The 24094-nt window shown below is 65.8% G+C and carries 16 protein-coding genes; 7 read left to right on the top strand and 9 right to left on the bottom strand.

Translation table 11 applies throughout. The features are described 5' to 3' along the window. Positions 1 to 142: 142 nt before the first annotated feature. From QE395_RS12590 to QE395_RS12580, 3 genes are all read right to left on the bottom strand, one after another. On the bottom strand, positions 143 to 790 hold the full coding sequence (locus QE395_RS12590) for a DUF937 domain-containing protein (protein ID WP_095363377.1): 648 nt from the start codon (positions 788 to 790) through the stop codon (positions 143 to 145). A gap of 166 nt (positions 791 to 956) precedes the next feature. After that, entirely contained in the window at positions 957 to 3512 is a 2556-nt protein-coding gene (gene mutS, locus QE395_RS12585) for a DNA mismatch repair protein MutS (RefSeq protein ID WP_306990498.1), read from the bottom strand. A gap of 1316 nt (positions 3513 to 4828) precedes the next feature. Next, positions 4829 to 5233 (bottom strand): barstar family protein, encoded by a 405-nt coding sequence (locus tag QE395_RS12580; protein WP_306989365.1) that lies wholly within the window; start codon positions 5231 to 5233, stop codon positions 4829 to 4831. A gap of 173 nt (positions 5234 to 5406) precedes the next feature. Between QE395_RS12580 and QE395_RS12575 the strand changes: the two genes are divergently transcribed. From QE395_RS12575 to QE395_RS12555, 5 genes are all read left to right on the top strand, one after another. Next, entirely contained in the window at positions 5407 to 6597 is a 1191-nt protein-coding gene (locus tag QE395_RS12575; RefSeq protein WP_306989363.1) for an OsmC family protein, read from the top strand. Continuing rightward, positions 6578 to 9565: a TonB-dependent receptor gene (locus QE395_RS12570; RefSeq protein ID WP_306989361.1), complete on the top strand. Its 2988-nt coding sequence runs from the start codon at positions 6578 to 6580 to the stop codon at positions 9563 to 9565. Before QE395_RS12575 ends, QE395_RS12570 begins: the two co-directional genes overlap by 20 nt. A gap of 5 nt (positions 9566 to 9570) precedes the next feature. Next, positions 9571 to 10545, top strand: coding sequence for a DUF1684 domain-containing protein (locus QE395_RS12565; protein ID WP_306989359.1), 975 nt, complete (start codon positions 9571 to 9573; stop codon positions 10543 to 10545). 176 nt (positions 10546 to 10721) lie between these two features. Then, complete coding sequence (locus QE395_RS12560; RefSeq protein ID WP_237334345.1) at positions 10722 to 11039, top strand: glycine zipper 2TM domain-containing protein; 318 nt, start codon at positions 10722 to 10724, stop codon at positions 11037 to 11039. Positions 11040 to 11250: 211 nt separating this feature from the next. Beyond that, positions 11251 to 15234 carry a hypothetical protein gene (locus QE395_RS12555; protein WP_306989357.1) on the top strand — a complete coding sequence of 1328 codons (3984 nt, stop codon included), beginning with the start codon at positions 11251 to 11253 and terminating at the stop codon, positions 15232 to 15234. 4 nt (positions 15235 to 15238) lie between these two features. Here the strand turns inward: QE395_RS12555 and fabR are convergent, their stop codons facing one another. Continuing rightward, complete coding sequence (gene fabR / locus QE395_RS12550; protein WP_068850302.1) at positions 15239 to 15904, bottom strand: HTH-type transcriptional repressor FabR; 666 nt, start codon at positions 15902 to 15904, stop codon at positions 15239 to 15241. A gap of 93 nt (positions 15905 to 15997) precedes the next feature. Here fabR and QE395_RS12545 point away from each other — a divergent pair, with 93 nt between their 5' ends. Both QE395_RS12545 and QE395_RS12540 read left to right on the top strand, forming a co-directional pair. Further along, complete coding sequence (locus QE395_RS12545) at positions 15998 to 17071, top strand: ferredoxin reductase (RefSeq protein WP_306989355.1); 1074 nt, start codon at positions 15998 to 16000, stop codon at positions 17069 to 17071. A gap of 2 nt (positions 17072 to 17073) precedes the next feature. Next, complete coding sequence (locus QE395_RS12540; protein ID WP_306989353.1) at positions 17074 to 18195, top strand: acyl-CoA desaturase; 1122 nt, start codon at positions 17074 to 17076, stop codon at positions 18193 to 18195. A 30-nt stretch (positions 18196 to 18225) separates the two neighbouring features. Here QE395_RS12540 and QE395_RS12535 read toward each other — a convergent pair whose 3' ends face one another. The 5 genes from QE395_RS12535 to QE395_RS12515 all read right to left on the bottom strand — a co-directional run bounded on the left by QE395_RS12535 (position 18226) and on the right by QE395_RS12515 (position 24029). Continuing rightward, entirely contained in the window at positions 18226 to 19353 is a 1128-nt protein-coding gene (locus QE395_RS12535) for a metallophosphoesterase (protein ID WP_306989351.1), read from the bottom strand. Between the two features lie 174 nt (positions 19354 to 19527). After that, complete coding sequence (locus tag QE395_RS12530) at positions 19528 to 21765, bottom strand: TonB-dependent siderophore receptor (RefSeq protein ID WP_306989349.1); 2238 nt, start codon at positions 21763 to 21765, stop codon at positions 19528 to 19530. A gap of 25 nt (positions 21766 to 21790) precedes the next feature. After that, complete coding sequence (locus QE395_RS12525; RefSeq protein ID WP_095363367.1) at positions 21791 to 22108, bottom strand: DUF3325 domain-containing protein; 318 nt, start codon at positions 22106 to 22108, stop codon at positions 21791 to 21793. Continuing rightward, positions 22105 to 23682: a PepSY-associated TM helix domain-containing protein gene (locus QE395_RS12520; RefSeq protein ID WP_306989346.1), complete on the bottom strand. Its 1578-nt coding sequence runs from the start codon at positions 23680 to 23682 to the stop codon at positions 22105 to 22107. Before QE395_RS12520 ends, QE395_RS12525 begins: the two co-directional genes overlap by 4 nt. Continuing rightward, positions 23679 to 24029, bottom strand: a complete 351-nt coding sequence (locus QE395_RS12515; protein WP_208856126.1) for a DUF3649 domain-containing protein — start codon at positions 24027 to 24029, stop codon at positions 23679 to 23681. The genes QE395_RS12520 and QE395_RS12515 overlap by 4 nt, the downstream gene beginning before the upstream one ends. Positions 24030 to 24094: the final 65 nt, after the last annotated feature.

Raw genomic sequence — 24094 nt, 5'->3', positions numbered from 1 at the left:
GGGCCCCGCGGAAGGACGCGAGGGCAGCCCAACTACCCTATGCGCCGGTCGGCGGTTGGTAAATTCAATTGATCTAACCGAAGTGATAGGTACGGACTATTGAAAGGTCGCCGGCCATGCAAGCCGGCGACCGACAGGCTGGTCAGCGCTTGCTGAGAATGCCCATGACATCGCTGAGGCCGAACTGGCCGTCGCCATCCTGGTCGAACATGTTCAGCACGCCGCTGATCCCGCCCGCGCTGGCGGCCTGTGGGGCTTCCTGCCCGAGCGCCTGGCTTAGGTTGCTGGCGTTGCCCTGCTGTGCAAACCGCTGAGCCAGGAACGACATCACGATGGGCGCCAGGATTGCCAGCAGCTGGCCGGCGCGGCCGCTGTCCAAGCCGGTCTTGTTGCCCAGGGCCTGGGCGGCCTGCGGGGTCTGACCGCCGAAGACGTGGCCGAGGATGCCCTGGCCATTGGTGGCCGGGCCACCGGCGCCGCCGCCGAGGACGGCACCGAGGATGCCGCCGAGGTCGAACCCGCCACCGCCGCCACCGGCCAGGTGGTCTTTCTGAAGGGCATTGAGCAGGGACTGTGCGCCCTGCGGTTCGCTGGCATTGTTACCCAGGGCCCCCATGAACAGCGGGAGCGCCGCCCTGACGGCCTGCGATGTCTGGTTCTGGTCCAGGCCAAGCTGCTGCGAGACCTGCTGAAGGCCCTGGCCCTGCTGAAGCTGCTCCAAGAGGGATGCGGTGAGCGAGTTCGTGTTCACGATCGACTCCTTCGACCCGGGATGGGACCGGCGGAGCATAACGCCGCCTGCACGAAGGGAATGCGAAGGCTTCACGCGGGCCGCGAGCACGGTAGCGCCGGCCGTTGGCCGGGCCCAGGACGACGTGGGCCGGCCAACGGCCGGCGCTACCGGCAAAGGGTGCGCCCGCACCAAGCCGGTAGGTCACGACCGTTGGTCGTGCGCTTCACACCAGCGCCTTCAACCGGTACAGCGCTTCCAGCGCCTGCTTCGGGGTCAGCTCGTCTGGATCAATCGCAGCCAACGCCTCCTGCGCCTTGGTCGAGGGCGCGGTGAACAGCCCGAACTGCTGCGGTGCATCCAGCGCCTGCGGGGCCATGGTGGCGGCCACGGTCTCGCCACCACGCTGCTCCAGCTCGGCCAGCCGGCGCCGGGCCTGGGCCACGGTGGCGCGGGGCAGCCCTGCCAGTGCAGCCACCTGCAGGCCGAAGCTGCGGTTGGCCGGGCCGTCCTTCACTGCGTGCATGAACACCAGCGCCTCGCCGTGCTCCACCGCGTCCAGGTGCACGTTGGCAATGCCACTGATGCCGCCTTGGTGCTGCTCATCGGCCAGCGCGGTGAGCTCGAAGTAGTGGGTGGCAAACAGCGTGTAGCAGCGGTTCTCGTACGCGAGGTGGCGGGCCACTGCGTCGGCCAGCGCCAGGCCGTCATACGTGGAGGTGCCGCGCCCGATCTCATCCATCAACACCAGCGACTGCGCGGTGGCGTGATGCAGGATGTAGCTGGTTTCGCTCATCTCGACCATGAAGGTCGATTGGCCACGTGCCAGGTCATCGCCGGCGCCGATGCGGGTCAGGATGCGGTCGATCGGGCCGATCACCGCGCGGCTGGCCGGCACGAAGCTGCCGATGTGGGCCAGCAGCACGATCAGCGCGTTCTGGCGCATGTAAGTGGATTTACCGCCCATGTTCGGGCCGGTGATGACCAGCATGCGGCGGTCGGCGTGCAGGTCGAGGTCGTTGGGTTCGAACGGCTGCTCGCGCACCGCTTCCACCACCGGGTGGCGGCCACGCTCGATGCGCAGGCACGGGGCGGTGTCCAGCTCCGGGCGCGCCCAGTCCAGCGCCTGCGCGCGTTCGGCGAAGCCAGCCAGCACGTCCAGTTCGCTGAGCGCGGCGGCGCACTGCTTGAGCGGTTCCAGTTCGCCCGCCAGCGTATCGAGCAGCTGTTCGTACAGCAGCTTTTCGCGCGTCAGCGAACGTTCGCGCGCCGACAGCACCTTGTCTTCGAACGACTTCAGTTCTTCGGTGATGTAACGCTCGGCATTGGTCAGGGTCTGGCGGCGGGTGTAATGCACCGGCGCCTTTTCGCTCTGGCCCTTGCTGATTTCGATGTAGTAGCCATGCACGCGGTTGTAGCCGACCTTCAGCGTGGCGATGCCGCTGCTGGCGCGCTCGCGCTGTTCCAGGTCGATCAGGAACTGGTCGGCATGGGTGGACAGGCGGCGCAGTTCGTCGAGCTCGGCGTCATAGCCTTCCGCGATCACGCCACCGTCGCTGAGCTTCATCGGCGGGGCAGTGGCGATCGCCGAGGCCAGCAGGTGCGCGCACTCGTCATGCGAGCCCAACGCCTCGCGCAGGGCGACCAGGCGCGGCGAATCCAGCGGTGCCAGCACCGCGCGCACCTCCGGCAGCAGGCCCAGGCCATCGCGCAGCGTGGAGAAGTCGCGCGGGCGCGCCGAACGCAGCGCCACGCGGGTAAGGATGCGTTCGAGGTCACCCAGCGCACGGAACGCCTCGCGCACGTCACTGTCGGCACCGCGGTCGATCAGCGTGGCCACCGCATCGTGGCGCTGCACCAGCACCTCGCGCAGGCGCAGCGGGCGGTGCAGCCAGCGGCGCAGCAGGCGCCCACCCATGGGAGTGACCGTGGTGTCCAGCACACCCAGAAGGGTGTTGCGGGTATCGCCGTCCACGCGCGTATCCAGCTCGAGATGGCGGCGGGTGGCCGCGTTCATCGCAATCGCCTCGCTCGCCGTTTCGGTGGAAATGGAGGTCAGGTGCGGCAGGCGCTGCTTCTGGGTTTCCTCGACATAACCAAGGAGGGCGCCGGCAGCGGCGGTAGCGCGCGGCTTGTCGTCGATGCCGAAGCCGGTCAGGTCATGCAGCTTGAAGAAGGCCAGCAGCTGGCGGCGGCCGCTGTCGGCGTCGAAAAGCCACGGCGCGCGGCGGCGGATGCCACTGCGATGCTTGAGGAATTCCGGCCAGTTCTCTTCATCGGGCACCAGCAGCTCGGCCGGTTCCAGGCGGGCCAGTTCGGCCTCCAGCGCGTCGTCGGAATCGACCTCGTTGACCAGGAAGCGGCCACCGGCCAGGTCGGCCCAGGCCAGGCCGTAGCCGTTCTTGCCACGCGACAGCGCCATCAGCAGGGTATCGCGGCGCTCATCCAGCAGCGCCTCGTCGGTGACGGTGCCGGGGGTGACGATCCGCACCACCTTGCGCTCGACCAGCCCCTTGGCCAGCGCCGGGTCGCCGATCTGCTCGCAGATGGCCACCGATTCGCCCAGCGCCACCAGCCGCGCCAGGTAGCCCTCGTAGGCATGCACGGGCACCCCGGCCATCGGGATCGGCGCGCCGCCGGAGCTGCCGCGCTGGGTCAGGGTGATGTCCAGCAGCCGGGCCGCCTTGCGGGCGTCGTCGTAGAACAGCTCGTAGAAGTCGCCCATGCGGAAGAACAGCAGCAGGTCCGGGTAGCCGGACTTGGCGGCAAAGAACTGCTTCATCAGCGGGGTGTGTTCAGCGGGCTTCTGGGTCACGCGGGGTCCATCGGTGGCGGGGCCTTGGGCAGGCCGGACTCCACATTGTAGGGGAGGGCAGCACCGAAGGCCGCCCGGACCGGACCGCGGGACCGGCGCTTCCGCCTGCGGCAGGCACCGAACTGAACGGTAGGGTCGGTCGCAAGACGACCGCCGATGACACGTCCGCGCCCGGTAACGCATGACGTTAAGCGGAAAGGTGACTCGGGTTGCGGCCGATGATCGCCTGGACGCATATCACCGGCCGCAAAGCCCCCCCTTTGATAGCATCGCCCCATGAAGATCAAGTACCGCTTCGTCTTCGCATGGACGGAGGCGCGAGGTTCCCAACTTTCTGCCTTGGGGCTCAAGGTTGAGCCCTCTGGTGGACCTCTGCCGCAAACAGGTGGTATCGGAGTTGGTCATGCGGTTGAAGGCGCGCCGGGCTGGAGCGAGGCATGCAGTCTGGTTCGCTCGTGGGATGGGCGGGCTACGGTGACTACAGAGTTCACTGCTTCTGAGGTGAATACTGCTTCTCACTGTGCATTGGTTGTTGTCCATGCCAGCGGGTATCCGCAGCCAGAACACGACTTCTCTTATCGCGAGGTGACCTACGACACAAGCGAGCGCTGCTCGAAGTGTGGGGAGGGGGGCAGTGCAGGTCGCGCCTTTTAGGGTTAAGAAGAGCCTGAAGTGGGGCCGAAACGCCTTCTTGAAGCTCAACTGGATTGAGGAGGCTTGCTTCATGCAGACCTCTGTCTGGAAAGAACACCTTTCAGGTCTCGGGGTTTGTGCGCTTCCTGTGGAAGACCCCAAGGGGCAACCATTGGATGATGTGGTTCAGTTGGATCTAGGGCCTACGGTTCCGCTCTCCATGGGGGGGGTGAGAGGGATTCCTTGTGAGAAATGCCGGAGAGAGATTCATCCATGGCACGATCGCGGGTTCTTTCCTGCTCCGTTAAGCCCGCCGGACGCGCCAATCTTTCGAAGCTTGCAGCGGTTCGGGGTTGAACGCCAAGCCACTAATGCAATGATCGTAAGTCCTGAGGTAGCAAATGCGATCAAGGGGGCTGGGCTGAGAGGGGCGGAATTGTGGCCTTGTATGCCGCCAGAGTAACTCTGGAAAGCGACTGCTGGCAGGGGCGGTCGCAAGACGACTGCCGATGGCCAATCCACGCCCGGTAATGCATGACCTTGAACGGTGACGTTGCTCCGGTCTCGCCCCATGCGCCACCGGGTGTTGCTCGTCTACGTGCAGTCGTTTGGAAATCGACCCTACCAACGGGAAACCGTGGTCACGCGGCTCAGCGACCCGCCAGGCGGATCCGAGGATGGGCCGCGAAGATCTCCATGACGATCTGGAAGTAGGTCTTGCCTTCGCCGGCATCGAGGGCCTCGAGCTGAGCGGTGATCGCGCGTACGTTGAAACTGCCTTCTGTATCCAGCTTCGCCTGCAGCCACGCGCGGGTGGCTTCCTCGCCGAGCGCGCTGCGGGAATGTTCGATGTCCCGCCAGATCAATGTCGCGCCTTCGTGCCCGGCCAGCACCCCATAGCCGCCGTACAACATGTCATCCAGTGCATCCAGGCTGTGTCCGAGCTGCCAATCTTCGCCGGCCATGAAGACCCGGTTGATCTCGGCGTAGAAGCTTGGGATGTCACTTACCGCGCTGCCTTGCAGCACCAGTACCAGTGGATCGGTGGTGGTCATTCAGTCCTGTCCCTCTCTGCCTGGTCAACACGACTCTAGCAGTGGTGCCGCATCCGTCGAATCGCGGCGGCGTCGGGCATGTATATGGGAATTGCCAACGGTTATTTAAATGCGGCGATGCGACATGAAAGAGTGGGCTTCTATTCACGAACCACTCCGGAGGCCGTTCTCCCATGTCCATCGCACGCTGCACGACGCCGTTCAAGGTAATCGGCACCACCGCATTGTCCGCCATGCTGCTGCTGGCCCCGCTGGTTTCCTCGGCCGAGGACCAGTCCTCGCCGCTGCGCACTTACCTGGCGGCCAAGCGCGAGGCCATCCAGGCCCAGTCGGCCAAACCCGGTACGCCTACCGCGATCCACGCCAAAGTCACCGCCGAAAGCCGCTCCGGCGTACGCCGCCTGCGCATCGGGCCGACCGGCGAGTTCCAGTACATCAGCGACAGCGGCCGCAACTACGCCGGCTACAACCTTGGCGCCGGCTCCTGGGATTCGCTGGTGGGCACGCTGGCCAGCTCGGTAGCCGATGAGTACGTCGTGCAGGCGGCCGTGCAGGGCGTGGCGCTCGATGGCCTGGACGTGGTGTTCACCAGCATTCCCGAGCGCAAGAGCGAGACCCTGGCGTACCCGAACAACCTGTCCTATGTGGCCTACATCGATTCTCCGGCCACCGATGCCCAGCTGCAGGCGCTCAAGCGCGCGGTGCACGAGAACTCCTCGGCCATCGACCTGGTTACCCGTCCGCAACAGGTCAGCCATGCGGAGGTGGAATACCACCACAGTGCGGCCGAGCGCGATCCCAAGCTGCCGCCGGGCCTGCGTGACTTCATCACCGAGGAGAAGCGCCCGGCGGTGCTGGCCCGACAGGTGAAGCCCGGCGCGGGCAAGGCCAAGCCGGCCGAGCCGGAAACCCTGGTCGCCCGCGCCCACGTGGAGCCGCGTACCGGCCTGCGTCGGGTGTTCCTGGGCAAGGATGGCTACCACCAGCAGCTCCATGACAGCGCGCCGGGGCTGCTCGGCTACGGCTTGGCCCCGACGGTGGAGGAGCATCTGCTCGGCGTGACGGGTACCTGCCTGACCCACATCTTCGAAGTGCAGGCGGCCTCGCGCAACGTGCTGCTGGATTCGCTGGAACTGACCGTGGATGGCCAGGTGAGTCCGCGCTTCGGCAGCAACGTGCGTTCGCCGGCGCGGTACAGCGACATCCGTTACAAGGTGCGGATTGAATCGCCGGCGTCGGAACAGGAGATCGATGCGCTGCGCCAGTCGGTCGAGGCAACGTGCCCGCTTTACAACCTGGTGAAGGACGAGCAGAAACTGGAAGGCAGCATCGTGCGAGGCGCATATGCGGACGCTACGCGCTAAGCGCAGTCATCTGGCGCTTGCCCTGTGCACGCTGCTTGCGCCGACCGGGGCAGTGGAGGCCGCCGAGCCCGCAGAGGCGGCTGAAGAAGCAGCTGCGACGGGATCGCCGTCACAGGGTTCCAACGCGCGCACGCTGGACAAGGTCTCCGTGCTTGGCTCGCAGATTGCTGGCGGCGGTGCGCAGGCGGCATTGCCGGTGGTCGCGGTGGATCGCGAGCAGATCGACGCCACCCTTGCCACCAACGGCAACGAGCTGTTCCGCAGCCTGCCGCAGTTTGGCGATGTAGCCATTACGGAGAAAGGCACCACCAACGCAGGCCGCAACTCCAACGTCGCACGCGGTGACGTGGGCTCCATCAACCTGCGCAACCTGGGCTCGAAGTACACGCTGCTGCTGGTCAATGGCCGCCGCACCGTGCAGCACCCGATCAGCAACAGCGGCGATGACACCACCTACAACGCCAATGCCATTCCGGTCTTCGGGCTGGAACGGGTCAACCTGCTGCTGGACGGTGCGGCCTCCATCTACGGCTCCGATGCGGTGGCCGGCGTGGTCGACCTGGTGATGCCAAGCAACCTGGCAGATGGCGGCGGCGTTCGCCTGAACTACGGCAAGGTGGCCGATGGGCACCGCGAGGAGGTATCGCTGGACGGGTACTTCGGCAGCGATTTCAGCGAAGGGCGCGGCAACCTTTCGGTGCTCTATGGCTTCTCCAGGCGGACCTCGCAGCTCAATTCCGATGCCTGGTTCACCGCCACCGACGGCCGCCGCCCGCTGGGCGACGGCACCAGCGTGCCGGACCCGAACGGGACCACCGGCTTCAGCACCCGAACGCCGTGGGGGCATTTCGATACCTATACCGGCAGCCGGCGCACCGGCAGCTGGTACGTCAATCCCACCACCGGTGCGTTGACCTCCGGCACGGTGCCCACGCGCTATCACTACGATTCGGCGGCCGAGCCGGGCATCACCACGTCACCGGCCATCCGCAAGGGCAACGTGTTTGCCACCGGACGCTTCGACGTCAATGACGGCGTGCAGCTGTTCGGTGAGCTGGGCTATTACCGTGCTACTTCCGAATCGTGGGTGAGCAGCGAGTCGGGCTTTGGCGGTGATGGCTTCCTGCTGCATATCCGCCCGGATGCATACTGGGTTCCGCAAGCGCTGCGTGGTGCCGATGCGATCCGGCTGCTCAACTACCAGTTCGCCGATTCGGGCATCCGCCGGGTGAAGGTGGACAACGACCAGTCGCGGGTCCTGCTGGGCGTGCGTGGCTGGACCGAGGGCGGCTGGAACTGGGAAACCGCGTTGCTGTACTCACGCGCGCGCAGTACCGATACGCAGCAGGGCGGGCTGACCGATGCCTTCATCGAAGCGGTGAACCGCACCGACGCCAGTGCCTACAACCCGTTCAGCGGCGGCGACCCCGCCAGCATCCGGGTGGGCGATGCCACGCCGTACGACACCTCGTCATTCATCGGCGAGGCGACCCGCGAAGGCACCACGGAACTGGCGCTGTGGGACTTCAAGGTGAACCGCTCCGACCTGCTGACCTGGTATGCGGGCGACATCGGCATGGCAGCGGGGGTGGAGTACCGGTATGAAAGCCGCCGGGATGACCGCGACGAGAACATCGATGGCAGCAACCCCTACACCGACTGGTATACCGGTACGGTCGCCGCCAGCAACTTCTTCACCCACAGCCCGCGCCCGGATGTGCGCGGCAGCCGCAACGTCAAATCGGCGCTGATCGAATTCGCGGTGCCACTGGTGTCCCCGGCGCAGGGCATCCCGCTGGTGCAGTCGCTCGACCTGCAGCTTGCCGGCCGTTGGGAGGATTACAGCGACGCCGGCAAGGTCGGCAAGCCTAAACTGGCAGCGGCTTGGAAGGTGGTGGACAGCCTGCTGCTGCGTGGCTCGGTCAGCGGCGGCTTCCGTGCACCGGGACTGGAGCTGGTGAACTCGCCGCCGACCTATGGCTTTGGCTTCAACAACGACGCGGTCCGCTGCCATGCGTTGGTCACCAAGGGCGCGCAGCCCGATTACACCGCCTGCTTGAATGCCTTCAGCAGCGGTTCGTCGGTGAAACCGTCGGTAAGTTCCGTGACTTCGTACGGCGACGACGTCGAACCGGAAACCACCCGCCAATCCTCGTGGGGCGTGGTGTTCGAGCCGCAGTTCCTGCCCGAACGACTGGGCGCTATCAGCCTGAGCGTGGATGCGTGGCGGGTGAAGGTGGAGAACCCCATCAGCACCATGGGCGAGGAACTGCTGTACGACGCGTACCTGCGCGTGGTGGAAGGCAGCAGCAACCCGAACGTGGTGCGGGCGGCGGTGACGGCAGAGGATATCGCGCAGTTCGAAGGCTCCGGCCTGGCGCCGGCTGGCGTGGTGACGCACATCTACAACCGCTACCAGAATCGTCGGCCGCTCACCGCGTCGGGCGTGGACTACAACGTCGGCTGGCGCCTGCCGGAAACGTCGTGGGGCAACTTCTCGCTGCTGATCAGTGCCAGCCAGCTCAAGGAGTACACCCAGCAGAAACCAGCCGAGATACAGCAGGTGGCTGCGGCCATCGCCAGCGGGCAGCTGGACATCCTCGTGCCCGACCTGGGCGCGGCCAACGAAGTGGGCATCAACGGCGCGAAGCCGGAATGGCGGGCCAGTGCCACCTTGATCTGGAACCTGCAGGACTGGACGGTGCGGCTGCGCGATGACTACATCGACAGCGTGACCGCCGGTGCTTACGCCGACCGCACGCCGTTCGTGGTCGGCTCCACCCAACGCTGGGCGCTGTCGGTAAAGAAGGAGTTCACCCGAGGGCGCTTGAGTGGCACCGCAGTGGAAGTTGGGGCGCGAAACCTGTTCGACAAAGAGCCGCCGCTGAGCGCCACCGGCAACTACCTGAGCGCGCTTCACGAATCCTACGGACGCTACCTCCACCTCGGTATTTCGAAGAACTGGTGAACATCATGAAGACGCATGCAGTCGTTTCGCTGTTCGTGGTCACCCTGCTCGCAACCGCGTGCAGTCCGCAGGACCGGGCCACAGGGGTGCCATCCGCATCCGCGGCCGCAGCCGCGGCGCTGGATTTCCAGGACCAACAGACGCAGTGGGTCCGTGAACGCAGCGCGGACCTGAGCAAGCCGGATGGCTGGACCAGCCTGATCGGGCTGCACTGGATCGAAGCAGGCAAGCGCAGCGTGGGTGGGGGCGCGGACAATGCGATCCGCCTGTCCATCGCGCCGGATCGACTGGGCGAGGTGGAGCAGCGCGCCGATGGCCTGTACTTCCAGGTCGCCGAGGGCGTTCCCATTACGGTTGACGGCAAGCCGGTACAGGGCGAACTGCGTCTGGATCCGGAGGGGGCAGGCGGTGGAACCAAGCTGGCCTACGACGAGGGCAGGGGCCAGATCACCGCGATCAAGCGCGGTCAGCGCCTTGCCCTGCGCGTGCGCCATTCCGACGCACCGGCACGCCGGGATTTCGCAGGCCTGGATTTCTTCCCCGCCGATGAAGCCTGGCGCGTGCAGGCGAAGTTCGTCCCGCACCCGGCAGGCAGGACGCTGCCCATCGTCAACGTGCTGGGCGAGGTCGCCGACAACCCCAACCCGGGCTATGTGGTGTTCGAGAAGGAAGGGCATGAGTGGCGGCTGGAAGCGTTGGGCGATCCGGCCAAAGGCTTGAACCTGATGTTCCAGGACCAGACCACCGGCAGGCTCACCTACGGGGTGGGGCGCTACCTGCGCACCGACCCGGTTGCCGCGGACGGCACGGTGGTGGTGGACTTCAACCGCGCGCACAACCCGCCCTGCGCGTACACGGAGTTCGCCACGTGCCCGCTGCCCCCGCCGGAAAACCGCCTGGCGCTGCAGGATGGCAATGGCGAACGCACGCGGCTGGCGGTGCTGGCCGGGGAGAAGAAGTATGCAGGGGGCAACCACTGATCCTCCCCGACGATGCGGCAATGGCTGCCGGCTGAACAGCCCGTGCGGCGTTGACGCTACATCCACGGCTTTTCACAAGGGGTTCCCGGCACCGCGCAGACACTGGCGCTACGTCATGAAGCGAGGAGCCAACCATGAATCTCTCTACCCGAAACGTGCTGTGCGCAGCCGCCCTGATGGCATCGGTGTTCAGCGCCAGCGCCCAGACCTACGGGCCGAAGGATGAAGGGCGCCGCTTCAACGATGGCACCAAGGTGGTCTGCAAGAACGTCGAAGTGCAGCGCAACAGCCGCGACCCGAACCGCATTGCCGGTACCGCCACCGGTGCGGTGGTCGGTGGCCTGCTGGGCAACCAGGTGGGCGGCGGCAGCGGCAAGAAGATCGCCACCGTGGCGGGTGCGGTAGCCGGCGGCGCGGCTGGTCGCCAGATCCAGGGCAACTCGCAGAGCAAGAACGGCGACCGCGTGGTGGAGCGCCAGTGCTATCGCCGCTGACGCGGTGAGAGTAAAGGCGTCAGCATCAGTCCAAGGGCTGGCCAAGTGCCAGCCCTTTTCCATGTTCCCGTGTCCGCAGGGGTCTTCACGCGCGCTGAACACGACCGCATGCATTTTTTGACTGCAAATCGGGGGATTTGATCCGAGGCAGCAGTCCCTTCGGCTGATACTGTGGAAGCCGGCGGTGCCTGCTCGTTGGGGAGTTCCTCCTATGCGCGTTCTGCCCTGGTTGCTCTATTGCGCCGCCTTGGTGGCGCTACCGTGCCCTGCTTCTGCCGAGTCAACGCCGCAGGGGTATCGCGAAGGCTGTGATCGTACGAGTACGGCCAATTACAGCGGGTACATGTCGCCCGGATGGAATACCAGTTCGCCCAAGGCGATGATCTTTGCCTCGGACAGCCAGTATCCACGGACGCTGGACAACCCTCATGACCCAACGGGCGCCGCGCAGGCGCTGCGCAGGGTGGTGGCCGATATCGCCGACTACCGGAGACGCGTAAGCGGACCGGTGCCGCTGGTGGTGAACGGCGACATCACCGAGCACGCCCACGGCGATCAGCGCGCCTTCGTCCAGGGTCTGTTTCCGCAGCTCGCCGGCGGCTCGGGAGAGGCGTTGATCCTGCCCGGCCTCGGCAACCATGACTACGGCAACAATGTCGATGATTGCGTGAACAACGGCTGCGCGCGCGACGCCATCTGCGACCACATTCACTGGGTGGACGAGATAGGGCCGGTAACCGAGGACTATCACTATGCCAAGCCCGTACATGAGGGCAGCTACTCGTACATGGTGTACGTGGGTGCGGTGGCCCTGATCCAGTTGAATGACTCGCCCTTCTACGAGCGCGAGTTCGAATCCGGGTCCGGTCTTCCCTTGGACCCCAAGATCAAGTTCAAGGTCACCAGCTCGTTACGTTGGCTCGAAGGCGCGTTGCGAAAGGCCCGGCTGGACAACAAGCACATCTTCCTCAACCTGCACAAACGCAACGCATGGCCCGCCGGGGATGCCGCGCGCTTCAAACGCCTCATTCAATCCTACGGCGTGCTGGCGGCGTTCGCCGGGCACTATCACACGGATCTCGGTCATGTGTCGGGAACCGCGGAGAACTTCGGGACAGTGCCGGTTTTCCAAAGCGGTGCGCTCTTCAACGAGACGTATCTGATCGTGGAAATGGACTACGCGAGCTCGCAGTTTCTGGTCTACAGCGTTCACCCCGGCGAGGGGCATGCGGCCCGGCGGCTAGTTGGCGAGTACCCTTTGAAAGAGCCGCCCCCTCTGCCGCCGATCGACTTCTCAGACGCTGCGGTAGTGCTCTATGAGGGAAGCAATGCGACCCAGGAAGTGATCTGTCGGCGGACGCTTCCGTTCAGCGCATTCAACCTGGGCGGGAACTCCGGCTGCATCAATGACGAGGCACGCTCGCTGCGTATTCTCAAGGCGAAGAAGGGAGCCATGATTCGCCTGTTCGGCGGGTTCCACCACGTACGTGGGGAGGGCTATGCTTTCATCTACATCACCCGCGACATCACCCTGCCGCAGACCGTCGCAAGTTTCGATACCGCTGCCTCCGGTGACGGGTGGCGACTGGTCAAGTTCGGTGGCGACACGCTTGATGGAAAGGTGTCGAGCATGGCCGTGTTCGAAGACTTCAATGCCGGGAAGAGCGAAATGACGCTTTTCGAGGGGAACAACCTCAGCCAGCATTCCATCTGCACCAAGCCCATCGCGCACGACGTGCGCTTCAACATGGAATCGGGCGATGGAGCGGGATGCATCAACGACGAGGCGCGGTCGGGTGCATGGTTCAAGGCGAAGGCTGGCATGGAGGTGTGCTATTACGGCGCATGGAATCAAAGTCACAGCGAGGGGCACACGTGCATCAATGCGCACCGTGACCTGCCCCTGATCGTCATCGGCTCGTTCGACCACAACTACACCGCGCCCGATGGCAGTTACAGCATCCGCAGCTACGGCGACGTCGACGGAAAAATTTCCAGCATGTGGGCGGAGAACCTGTTCCCGTATCCGCCGGCCAATACGATGCCGGGTTGCGCCCCCACCCTGACCCGATCGCTCAAAAGTCACATCACCGCGGGCTGGAACAGCCGTTCGCCGCGCTGGCTGGTGGTTGCGAGCGATCCGGAATACAGCGGGGCGCTGCGCGCAGTGGACACCACGAAACGCGGGCAGCCGGGTGCCGCATTCGACGACCCGGCCTACGATACGTTGAAGGCCGTGTTCGCCGACATCAGTGCGTTCCGCAAGGCTAAAGCCAGCGATGGGCCGGTTCCGCTGATCGTCAATGGCGACAATACCGATGGCGGCCTCGAATACGAGCGCTACACCATGCAGGCGCTGTACCCGACGCTGGCCGGCGGCAACGGCGAGCCGTTGTTCCTTCCGGGATTGGGCAATCGCGACTACAACGACAACGTAGACATCTGCTTGTCAGAGGGCAAGAACTTCTGCGTGCGCGACAGCATCTGCGATACGCTTCAGTGGGTGGACGAGATCAAGCCCGTCACCCAGGACTATCACCACGGCGAACACGTCAACGGTGGTATCAATGTCCACGACGGCAGCTACTCGTACATGGTGTATGTCGGCGACGTGGCGATGATCCAGCTCAACGAGTCCCCCTTGTATGAGCGCACCATCGTGAACATGAGGGAAAACGGTCGCACCGAGTTCGCGGTGCGCAATGCATTGACCTGGTTGGAGGGCGCCCTGCGTGCCGCGCGCGTCGCCGACAAGCGCATCCTGATCAACCTGCATCGTCGAGGCGAGTGGGGGCAAGGCGACTACTCACGATTCAGGAGGATGATCGAGCAGTACGGCGTCCAGGCGGCGTTCGTGGGGCATGAACATGCCATGCTGGGCGAGGTCCATGGCATGGTCAATTTCGGCGACGTGCCTGTCTTCAAGAGCGGCGCACTGGCCAATGGAAGCTACCTGATCGTTGAGATGCAGTACGCAACGAATAAGTTCATCGTCTACAAGGTTCCGCCTGCCGCGGGGCACGCGGCCCGCGTGAAGGTAGGCGAATACCCGCTTAGGCCCGAGCCAGCGCTGCCCGGGATCGACTTCAGTGACAGCATGATGGTCGCGTTCGAAGGGAACGATGGAACCCAGGATGAGTTGTGCCGGGTTGCGATTCCATTTTCCCCGTTCAATCTGCAGGGCGCGCATGGCTGCGACAACGACGAGATCCGGTCACTGCGCATTCTCAAGGCTCCCAAGGATACGGTGATCCGGCTGTATGGGGCGTGGGACCACCAGCAGTCTGAAGGCCATGCGTTGATCACGCTGACCCAGGACGTCCTGCTTCCCGTCACCGTGGGCAGTTTCGATCGCAATCTGACCACCTCCAGCTACACGGTCCACAAGATGGGCAGCACCGTGTTGGATGGCAAGGTTTCGAGCATCTCGATGGGCACGGAAGAGGGTGATTTCACCGAGCCTCGGGTGGTGTTTTACGAAGGCAACAATGGCACAGAGGACGTGGTCTGCGAAATCCTGCTGCCCTTCCAGCCATTCGACCTCAACGGACCGCACGGTTGCGACAACGATGAGATCAAGTCGATGCGGATCATGAAGGCTGTCAAGGGCACCATGTTCCGGGCATTCGGCAACTGGGGGCACGGCAAAGACCAGGGGTACACCTTCGTCACCGTGCTCAAGGACATCAATGCCCCCGTGCTGGTTGGCAGCTTCGACCGCAGCTATACCAACGATACGGTGAAGGTGGAGAAGCATGGCAGCGATGTGCTGGATGGCAAGATCTCAAGCATGGCCATGTTCGGCGACAGCTACGTGGAGCTGTTCTCCAGGAACAACCAATCCGGAAAGATCTGCACGCATCGCGTGCTCGATGGCCATGCCTTCGACTTCGGCGCCGGGGAAGGGAGCGAGTGTCCAAACGACGCCGCAAGCTCGGCAATCTGGCACTTCCCGCTGCCAGGAATGGAGCTGTGCTACTACGGTGGCACCGGGCAGGGCGTCAGCCTCGGCCATACTTGCATCCGGGCGATCAAGGCCAACAGCGCCCTGATAAAGATCAACAGCTTCGATACGCCGGTGACCGGCCCGGACGGCGCATACACGATCAAGGTCCACGGCGAGCCCATTGATGGGCTGGTGTCCAGCATGTCGGTCGAGGATACGGCGGCGCGCAACCCGGCCGAGGAACCCTGAGTGATCAGCGCGTTGGTGGGTACCCCGCGATCGTCCGCGCCCCGGTGATGATCATGCGCAGCATCTGCGCGGTCTGTTCGATCATCTCCGGGTCGCGCTCGGGCGGCTGGTCCAGCGCGGTGCCGCCCATGGCGAACACCAGTCGCGTGATCGCCTTGGCGACCAGGTGCGGCTCATGCAGCAGCGCGCCGTTGTCGGCATGCGCCAGCCGGATCAGGTCCACGCAGAGCTCTTCTTCGAAGTAGTTCAGTTCGCGCTCGACGGCCTGCTTGAAGGCATCCGAGCCGGCGCTGCCTTCGCGCAGCAGCACGTGCAGCAGGCGGTCGTCGGCGCGCAGCTGCTCGAAAAACGTTTCTACCGACAGGCGAATGACACTGCGGTCCGACGATGCCGCGCGCTGCCGCGACTCACCAATGATGGTGCGCAGCGAACGGCCGGCCAGGTCGATCAGGGCCACCGTCAGTTCATCCATGTCGCGGAACTGACGATAGAAGGAATTCGGGGCGATCCCGGCTTCGCGGGCAACCTCGCGCAGACTCAGGGTCGACACGCTGCGGTGCGGGCCGATCAGGGTCAGGGCGGCGGCGAGCAGATCCTCACGTGAAATCGAGGCTTTGCGGGCCGGCAGGGCGTCGTCGTGGACGGTCAGGTGCGAATCGGGCGGGGTCATCCAGAGGCCAGACGGTCAAGTCCCTGAATCATAGCCGGTCTGGGCAATATACAAGTGTATACACACCTGTATGCTCGCCCGTATAGTGGCGTCATGAGCGCACTTCCTCGTCCTGCCGCCCGCCGTTCCTCCCTCTCGCCCCGCCACTGGGTGTCCGAGGAGCTTTTCGACTTCTGGGCCGGCCGGCTGTATCCGCTGTGGACCCTGCGCCGGGCGCGGGCACGGCTTGTGTCCCGCAATGCGGCCAGCGCCGACGCGGTCACTCTGGTCCTGCGCCCGAACCGGCATTTCCGCGGGGTGGCCCCAGGCCAGCACGTGAACCTGGGCGTGGAAGTGGACGGCCGCCGCCTGTCGCGCAGCTACAGCCCGACCCTGCTGGATGACGGCTGCCTGGCGATCACCGTGAAAATGGTCGCCGGTGGCAAGGTCAGCCAGCACCTGGCGCAGCACGCGCAGGTGGGCGAGGTGTTCGAGCTGGGCCAGGCCTTCGGTGAGATGACCTTGGCGGCGGCGCCTGCGGCGCGGGTGCTGCTGCTCGCTGCGGGCAGCGGCATCACCCCGATGCGTGCGCTGGTACGCCAGATGGAGACCGCCGGCATGCCGGTGCAGGTGGACCTGGTGTACTGGGCGCAGCAGCGCGAGGCGGTGTGCTTCGCCGACGAGCTGGCCGATATCGCCGCCCGCCATCCCGGTTTCCGCGTGCACCTTGCGCTGACCCGCGATCCGACTGCGCCGGCCGCGCGCGTGGGCGACTACGATTTCAGTGCGCTGGGCGATATTTCCAGCGCGCAGGTGATGGCCTGTGGACCGGGCGGTTTCGTCGAGGCCGCAAACACGCGCCTGCAGGGGCAGGTCGCCACGCTGCAATCCGAAGCCTTCACCCCGCCGGTGCTGCCCGATGCAGAAACCGGCACGGTGCGGGTCGAGCTGCGCCGCACTGGCCGCACCCTGGAACTGCCGCGCGGTACGTCGCTGCTGCAGGCGCTGGAAGCCGAAGGGCTGCGCCCGGCCAGCGGCTGCCGCATGGGCATCTGCAATACCTGCGTGTGCGGCAAGGCCAGTGGCGTGACCCGCCACACCCTGACGGGCGAGTACGCGGCCGAACCGGCCACGCAAGTGAAGCTGTGCGTGAACAGCGCCAGCACCGACCTGATCCTGGAGCTTTGAGCATGCCTGCCGTGCATAACCGTGTGTTGTCCGCCGCCGAACTCGACGCGTTCGGCAACGAACTGGACGCCCTGCGTGCCCGCCACCTGGCGACGCTGGGTGACGCCGATGCGCGCTACATCCGCCGCGTGGTCGCGGGCGTGCGCTGGACCGGCGTGGCCGGCCGCGCGCTGTTGTTCCTGGGCGCATTCGTGCACAGCGTGCTGATTCCGGCCTGGATTGCCGGCGTGGTGTTGCTGGCGCTGTCCAAGATCCTGGAGAACATGGAGCTGGCCCACAACGTCATCCACGGCCAGTACGACTGGATGGGCGACCCGCAGCTGCAGGGCAGCACCTACGAGTGGGACATCGTCGGCACCGCCGACAACTGGCGCAAGACCCACAACTTCCGCCACCACACTTACACCAACGTACGCGGGCTGGACGATGACATCGGCTACGGCCTGCTGCGGATCTTCCCCGAACAGCGCTGGCGCCCGTTCTACCTGACCCAGCCGGTGGTGGCGGTGGTGTTCGCGCTGCTGTTTGAATGGGGCATCGCCATCCAGGACCTGCGCCTGGGCCGTTGGTTTGCCGGCAAGATCACCTTCCGCCAGCTGCTGGCACAGGCGCGCCCGGTGGGGCGCAAGATGGGCAGGCAGATGTTCAAGGACTACCTGCTGTTCCCGGCGCTGGCCGGCCCGTTCTTCCTGCCGGTGCTGCTGGGCAACGTGGTGGCCAATGTAATCCGCAATGTGTGGACCTACGTGGTGATCTTCTGCGGGCATTTCACTGCCGATGCGGAGACCTTCCCGAAGGAATGCGTGCGCGATGAAAGCCGTGGCCACTGGTACCTGCGCCAGCTGCGCGGTTCGTCGAACATTGCCGGCGGCAAGGCGATGAACGTGATGACCGGCAACCTCAGCCACCAGATCGAGCACCACTTCTTCCCCGACGTGCCGGCCAACCGTTACGCCGCCATCGCCGTGGAGGTGAAGGAGATCTGCGCGCGCTACGGCCAGCACTACAACACCGGTTCGCTGCCGAAGCAGTTCGGCCAGGTGATGTGGCGGATCCTGCGCCACGCCTTCCCCAGCCGCCCGGCGCGGGTGAAGCCGCTGGTCACCGCCGAACAGGGCGCATGACCGCACACGTGCTGGAAGACGAATCGCCGGTCAGTCCTCCAGGCCCATCTTTCCTTCGGCCAGCGGCACCCGTGAGCCATCCAGCAGGCCACGGCTGACCGCGCCGTCTTCAATGAACAGCAGTTCGCCGTTCTCGCCGTTCTTGATGCTGCTGTCGATGGCGATGATGCGGCCGCCGTGGAAGCTGCTCACGTGCGGCATCGAGGTGTGCCCGACCACGATGCGTTTGAGGTCGAGGTTCTTGAGCAGGGCATCGACCTGGTCGGTAGCCATCTGCCCGTCAAAGTAGCCACGGAACCAGATCGGACTGGTCTTGCCGTCGAACAGGCGTGCCGTGTCCGGTGCGGCCTTGACCTGGTCTTTGGGCAGGCCGACCGAAGCCTGGTACAGAGTGTTGGTGGCGTCCAGCCCGCGTACCAGGTCCAGGTTCTGCGGCGCGATGCCGCCGTGCAGGAACAGCGTATCGCCGATCTGCAGCATGACCGGGCGGGTCCGCAGCCACTGGCCGATCACCGAGTCGGCGCCGTACAGCGCCGGGTAGCTGCGGCCCAGCAGCTGGGCGCTCTTGAGGTATTTGGGGTTCACGTAGCGCAGGTCGTCGTACAGCACCATGGTTTCATGGTTGCCCAGCACGAAGTGCACCGCGCCACCGGCCGCAGCGGCCTGCTGCTGCAGGCTGTACAGCAGCCAGAAGGCTTCGGTTACCTGCGGGCCACGGTCGAATACATCGCCGGCCACCACCAGCGTGGCGGTGCCCAGCGACCAGTTGTCGTCGTTGTCGATGACATGATGAGCGCGCAGCAGCTTTACCAGCAGGCCGTACTGGCCGTGGATGTCCGACACCGCCACGATGCGCGGCGTGGCCGGGTACAGCGCGGTGCTGGCCAGCTGAGGCGCAGCCACCGTCAACGGATGCGGGTAGCCGCATTCGGGCAGCACCACGGTGCCGGCACCGCGCGCCGGCAGGTCACGCTCGACCACGTGGTCATTGCACACCCACTGCGCCTGGTGGCCCTTGCTGGTCATGAACACGTAGGGGCCGTCGGCATCCACATGTTCGGCCGGCGCGGGAACCTCGCGGGCGGCGGCAAGCAGGGGAACCAGGACAAGCCCGGCCAGGATCAGGCAGGCGGCGGCAGAACGGGCACGAAGCGGCATCGGAAACTTCCAGCGGAACGGGGCAGGCGGCGATACGCCGCCCACCCGATCCTAACCGGCGCCACACCCCTCAGCTATGCCCCATTGGTCAGCCCACCATGCGCAATGTGGCCGCGACGACCAACGGTCGTCGCCTACCGCGCCGCATGGAGCCATGCCCTGCGTGACTGCCCCTCAGAAACTGGCCCGCAGATTGAACAACACCCGGCGCGGCTCGCCCCAGTAGCCCGAATTGAAGAACCCGACATTGCGGTAGTACACCTTGTCGAACAGGTTGGTCACGGTCACCCCCACGCTCACGTTGTCGGTGATCCGGTACCGCCCCATCAGGTCGAACAGCACATACCCGCCCTGGCGCATCTTTCCGGTGGCGGTGATCGGGGCCCCGGCCGCGGTGTAGCGCCCGGTCGGGATCGGCTGCATCTGGTAGATCTCGCTCTGCACGCTGAACCCACCGCCGACCATCCACCTGCCGTGGCGCCAGGTCGTGTTGAAGCGTGCCAGCTGCATGGGGCTGGTGCTGGCGAAGCGGCTGCCGTCCGGGTTGGTGCTGTAGGCGTAGGTGTAGCCGCCGGTCATGCTCCAGGTGTCGGTGATCGAACCGGACAGTTCGAATTCGGCGCCGTTGGTTTCAATGCCCTTGCTTGCGATGTAGGGCACGCTGCCGTCGGGCAGCACGATGTCGGCGCCGGCCGGGTCGCGCGTGGCCACGTTGTCCTGCTTCATGTAGAAGCCATTGAGCGAGCCGTACAGGCGACCGCCGAAGAACTCGCCCTTGAAGCCATATTCGTAGTTGCTGCCGGTCACCGGATCCAGCAGCTGATTGTTGATGTCGCGCAGCGCGGTGGCCTGGAACACATCGGAATAGCTGGCGAACGCGGAGATGTTCGCGCTGAGATCGTAGATGGCACCCAGGTACGGGGTCGGCTCATGCGCGGTGGTGCGCGCGCTGCGCCCGGTGAACACACCGTTGACGTCGAAATTGTCGGTGCTGCTCTTGTAGTCCGAGTAGCGCACACCGGCGATGACCTTGAGCGGGTCGATCGGGTTCAGGCGCACCGCGGCGTAGTAGCCGGTTTCAGTGGTGGTAGTCGTATTGGAGGGAATGCCGTAGTTGAACGTGGTTGGCTTGCCGATGTTGCCGTCCCAGCTGTAGATGCTGGGGAAGGCGGCCACGTTGTACGGGCGCGAGCTGATGCCGGCGCGGATCGTGTCCAGGTCGCGGTCGTAGTGGTTCACGCCCACCACCAGTTCGTGCTGGCGCCCGAACAGCTGGAACGGACCCGATGCATACAGGTCGAAGGCATCTTCGCGGGTTTCGGACACCGAATAGGTATCGGCGATGCGCAGGCCCAGGCCGGTGACCGGGTCGGCCCAGTTGCCGGTATTGGAGCCGGCCAGCAGCAGGCTGTCGGTGTCGGTGTTGCGGCGGTTGTAGGCCAGGCGACCGCTCCAGCCAGCCCCGAACTGCTGCTCCAGGGTGAGGAAGTAGTTGGTGCTTTCGCGGTTCCATTCGTTCCAGCGTGCTGCGGCGCTGTAGGAGCGCGGCATCTTCGCGGTGCTGCCATCGCGGAAGAACAGCGGCGAGGCGCTCCAGGCGCCGCCGTCGGATTCGGTCTTGAGGTAATCGATGCCGGCGCGCAGGCGGGTGCTGTCGGTGAGGTCGGCTTCGATCACGCCGTACAGGCTGGGCGATTTGTCATGCTGGAAACGCACCCAGCTTTCCTTGTCGGTGTAGGCGCCGACGAAGCGGCCGCGCACACGGCCGTTGTCGGTGAGCGGGCCGGAGACATCCACTTCACCGCGCTGGTAGTCCCACGAGCCGGCGCTGAGGCTGGTACTGGCCTGGAAGGTGTCGGTCGGGCGCTTGCGCACCATGTTGACCGTGGCCGAGGGATTGCCCGAGCCGGTCACGAGGCCGCTGGCGCCGCGCACGATTTCAATGCGCTCGTAGATCGAGGTGTCGCTGAGGATCGAGTTGCCGCCGGCACCGGTGGTGTAGTTGGTCGGTACGCCATCGAACATGAAGTTGTTGATCGCGAAACCGCGCGCATTGAACAGGGTGCGGTTGCTGTCATACGACTGCACGGTCACGCCTGGGGTCTGCTGCAGCACTTCGGCGATGGTGATGAGGTTGAAATCCTCGATGCGCTGGCGGGTGAACACCGTGAGCGACTGCGGGGTTTCGCGCAGGGTCAACGGCAGCTTGGTGGCGGTGTTGGTGCCGTACACCTGGTAGCCCTCGGTGCGCTGGGTGACCATCACCTTGTCCAGCTCGGTGGTCTTCGGGGTGTCCGCGTCCGGCGTGGCGACGGATTGGGCCTGCGCCAGAGAGGGTGCCGTGGCGGCCAGCGCCAGGCACAGGGCAAGGGTGTTCCGGCGCGGGACGCCAGCGGTGCGGAAGCGGGACATGGGAAAACCTTGGTAGCAGCGAAGATCAGGAATCGGGCGCGCGCGATGCGGCGGGGCGTGGCGAAGGTCGCGCCGTGGGCGCGGTCCGGTAGCTGAGCCAGAGCAGGGGCAGGGCGGCACCGGCGGCGAGGATGCCGCAGCCGGCGATGACGCCGTAGGCGATGCCCCAGGCGCTGATGCTGCAGGCCACGGCGGCGCTCAGTGCGACCCAGCCGAGCAGCCGCAGCCGGCGGCGGCGCGCCGGCGCAGGGGCGGTACCGAATAGATCCCGGTGGTGGCGTTCCATGGCCAGCGACAGGCACAGGAAGCCGAACAGCGACAGCAGCAGGGCAAGCACGGTCATGCGCCGGGCCCGGTCGCGGTGGCCGCGCTGGCGCGTGGCGCACGCACACGGCGCTGCGCCGGCACATGCCGGTTGACCCTGCGCGCGGCCCACAACAGGCCTGCACCGATCAGCAGCAGGCCGACATCGATGCCGCCCTTGGCCAGGTCGCCTGTGGCAAAGGCCGTGAACATGCCGCCGTGCCAGGCCGCCACGTTGAACACCGGCAGCAGCACGGCGAGCACGCCTGCACAGGCGAGCTGTTCCACCCACGCGCGGCGCGGCAGGCGCAGCGTGGCATGCACCAGGCACACCGCCCACGCGGCGAAGAACACGCTGATTTCAGCCTTGGAGCGTTGCTCCAGTGCGGCCGGCAGCAGCCGGTTTCCCCACAGGAACGCGAGCATCGCCACCGGCAGGCCGGCCAGGAAGCCGATGTTCAAGCGCTCCACGATGCGGAAACCCAAGTCCGGGAGGGCGGGATCGGGCAGCTGTTCGCGCCGCTTCACCGTCCACAGCACCAGCCCGGTGGCCACCATCAGCGTGCCGGCCACGCCGGACAGGAAGAACAGCCAGCGCATCGCGGTGGGGGCGAAACGGCCGGCGTGCATGCCGATCATGCCGTCGCGGGTGTACACGGTGGCCGAGCGTCGCGGGGCCTCACCCAGCAGCGTGCCGCGGGCATCGAAGCGCAGCGGTTCGCCGCTGTCGGCAATGCGGTCGCCACTGTCGCGGCGCAGGGTGATGCGCATCGCCGCATCGCCGGGCTGGTCAACCACCACGGAGGCGGCATGGCCATCGCCCCACTGCCGCGCGGCCACCGGCAACAGGGCCGCCAGCGCCGGTGGCGTGGCGGCCTGGCCCAGCGGCTCGACCTTGGCCTCGCGCGGGAACAGCTCGGCGAAGAACGCATCGCGCCCGCCGAAGTTGGCATCCACCGCCCACGGCATGTACACGGTCATCAGCGTGATCAACCCGGTGTAGGTGATCATCAGGTGGAACGGCAGCGACAGCACCGCCAGTGCGTTGTGCCCGTCCAGCCAGCTGCGCTGGCCCTTGCCGCGGCGCAGGGTGAAGAAGTCGGCGAAGATCTTCTTGTGGGTGATCACGCCGCTGACGATGGCCACCAGCATGAACATGGTGCAGAAGCAGACGAACCAGCGCGCCCATATCACCGGCACGTAGTGCAGGTCGAAGTGCAGGCGGTAGAAGAAATCGCCGCCGCGCGTTTCGCGCGCCTGCACCGGGGTGCCGTTGGCATCCAGCGTGGCCTGCCACGGGTTGGGCTGGCCGCGTTTGGGTTCCGGTGCATCCTTGGGCTGCCAGCGCACCGCGGTGGCGTTGCTGCGGCTTCCGGGCAGTTCGATGGACCAGCGCGTGGCGTCCGGCGCGGTGCGCGCCAGGAAGGCCTGCGCCTGTTCCAGCGCGATCCCGGTAGTGGCCGGCAGGGTCAGTTCCGGCTGCATCCAGCGGGTCAGTTCCACCCGCCAGTAGCTGGCGGTGCCGGCGATGAAGATCAGGTACAGCACCCAGCCGACCACCAGGCCGGACCAGGTGTGCAGCACTGCCTGCGACTGGCGGAAGCCCTGGCTCATGCCGCGCTCCCGGCCAGCAGGGTGGACAGTGCCGCGCCGACGGCGGCTGCCAGTGCCAGCCCCACCGCCGCACGTGCGACGCTGCGCGCCGCATAGGCCCAGATCGCGGCGAGGGTGTAGATCACGAACGAGGCCATGGTCGCGGCCAGTGCGGCATCCGCCAGGCTGCCGGGCAGCAGGCGCGCCAGCGCGGCAGCCCAGGTGGCCGCAACCGCGTAGCCGCCGAGCAGGGCCAGCCCGCCGCGCGCCCAGAGCACGCCGTTGCCCGCCTTGCGCGGCGATGCGCGGCGCGGGGTGGCACCGGCCGGTACGGTCGGGGAGGGGGAAGGCGGTAGCGAACGGGACACGGCGGCGGGGGCTGCAAAGCAATTGAGAATCAATAGTATTTGACGTCGGCGACCCTGTCGAATCC

Origin of the sequence: Stenotrophomonas sp. SORGH_AS_0282 (assembly GCF_030818125.1) — a bacterium.
Classification (GTDB): Bacteria; Pseudomonadota; Gammaproteobacteria; order Xanthomonadales; family Xanthomonadaceae; genus Stenotrophomonas; species Stenotrophomonas rhizophila_A.
The sequence above is the reverse complement of the archived record's forward strand: the minus strand, read 5'-3'. Positions and strand labels throughout refer to the sequence as shown.

Excerpts from the sequence above, each read along its gene's own strand:
- QE395_RS12540 (WP_306989353.1), top strand. The coding sequence starts at position 17,074 with ATGCCTGCCGTGCATAACCGTGTGTTGTCCGCCGCCGAACTCGACGCG.
- QE395_RS12535 (WP_306989351.1), bottom strand. The coding sequence starts at position 19,353 with ATGCCGCTTCGTGCCCGTTCTGCCGCCGCCTGCCTGATCCTGGCCGGG.
- QE395_RS12525 (WP_095363367.1), bottom strand. The coding sequence starts at position 22,108 with ATGACCGTGCTTGCCCTGCTGCTGTCGCTGTTCGGCTTCCTGTGCCTG.
- QE395_RS12560 (WP_237334345.1), top strand. The coding sequence starts at position 10,722 with ATGGCATCGGTGTTCAGCGCCAGCGCCCAGACCTACGGGCCGAAGGAT.
- QE395_RS12520 (WP_306989346.1), bottom strand. The coding sequence starts at position 23,682 with ATGAGCCAGGGCTTCCGCCAGTCGCAGGCAGTGCTGCACACCTGGTCC.
- QE395_RS12555 (WP_306989357.1), top strand. The coding sequence starts at position 11,251 with ATGCGCGTTCTGCCCTGGTTGCTCTATTGCGCCGCCTTGGTGGCGCTA.
- QE395_RS12545 (WP_306989355.1), top strand. The coding sequence starts at position 15,998 with ATGAGCGCACTTCCTCGTCCTGCCGCCCGCCGTTCCTCCCTCTCGCCC.
- fabR (WP_068850302.1), bottom strand. The coding sequence starts at position 15,904 with ATGACCCCGCCCGATTCGCACCTGACCGTCCACGACGACGCCCTGCCG.
- QE395_RS12565 (WP_306989359.1), top strand. The coding sequence starts at position 9,571 with ATGAAGACGCATGCAGTCGTTTCGCTGTTCGTGGTCACCCTGCTCGCA.
- QE395_RS12575 (WP_306989363.1), top strand. The coding sequence starts at position 5,407 with ATGTCCATCGCACGCTGCACGACGCCGTTCAAGGTAATCGGCACCACC.
- QE395_RS12590 (WP_095363377.1), bottom strand. The coding sequence starts at position 790 with ATGCTCCGCCGGTCCCATCCCGGGTCGAAGGAGTCGATCGTGAACACG.
- mutS (WP_306990498.1), bottom strand. The coding sequence starts at position 3,512 with ATGAAGCAGTTCTTTGCCGCCAAGTCCGGCTACCCGGACCTGCTGCTG.
- QE395_RS12580 (WP_306989365.1), bottom strand. The coding sequence starts at position 5,233 with ATGACCACCACCGATCCACTGGTACTGGTGCTGCAAGGCAGCGCGGTA.
- QE395_RS12530 (WP_306989349.1), bottom strand. The coding sequence starts at position 21,765 with ATGTCCCGCTTCCGCACCGCTGGCGTCCCGCGCCGGAACACCCTTGCC.
- QE395_RS12570 (WP_306989361.1), top strand. The coding sequence starts at position 6,578 with ATGCGGACGCTACGCGCTAAGCGCAGTCATCTGGCGCTTGCCCTGTGC.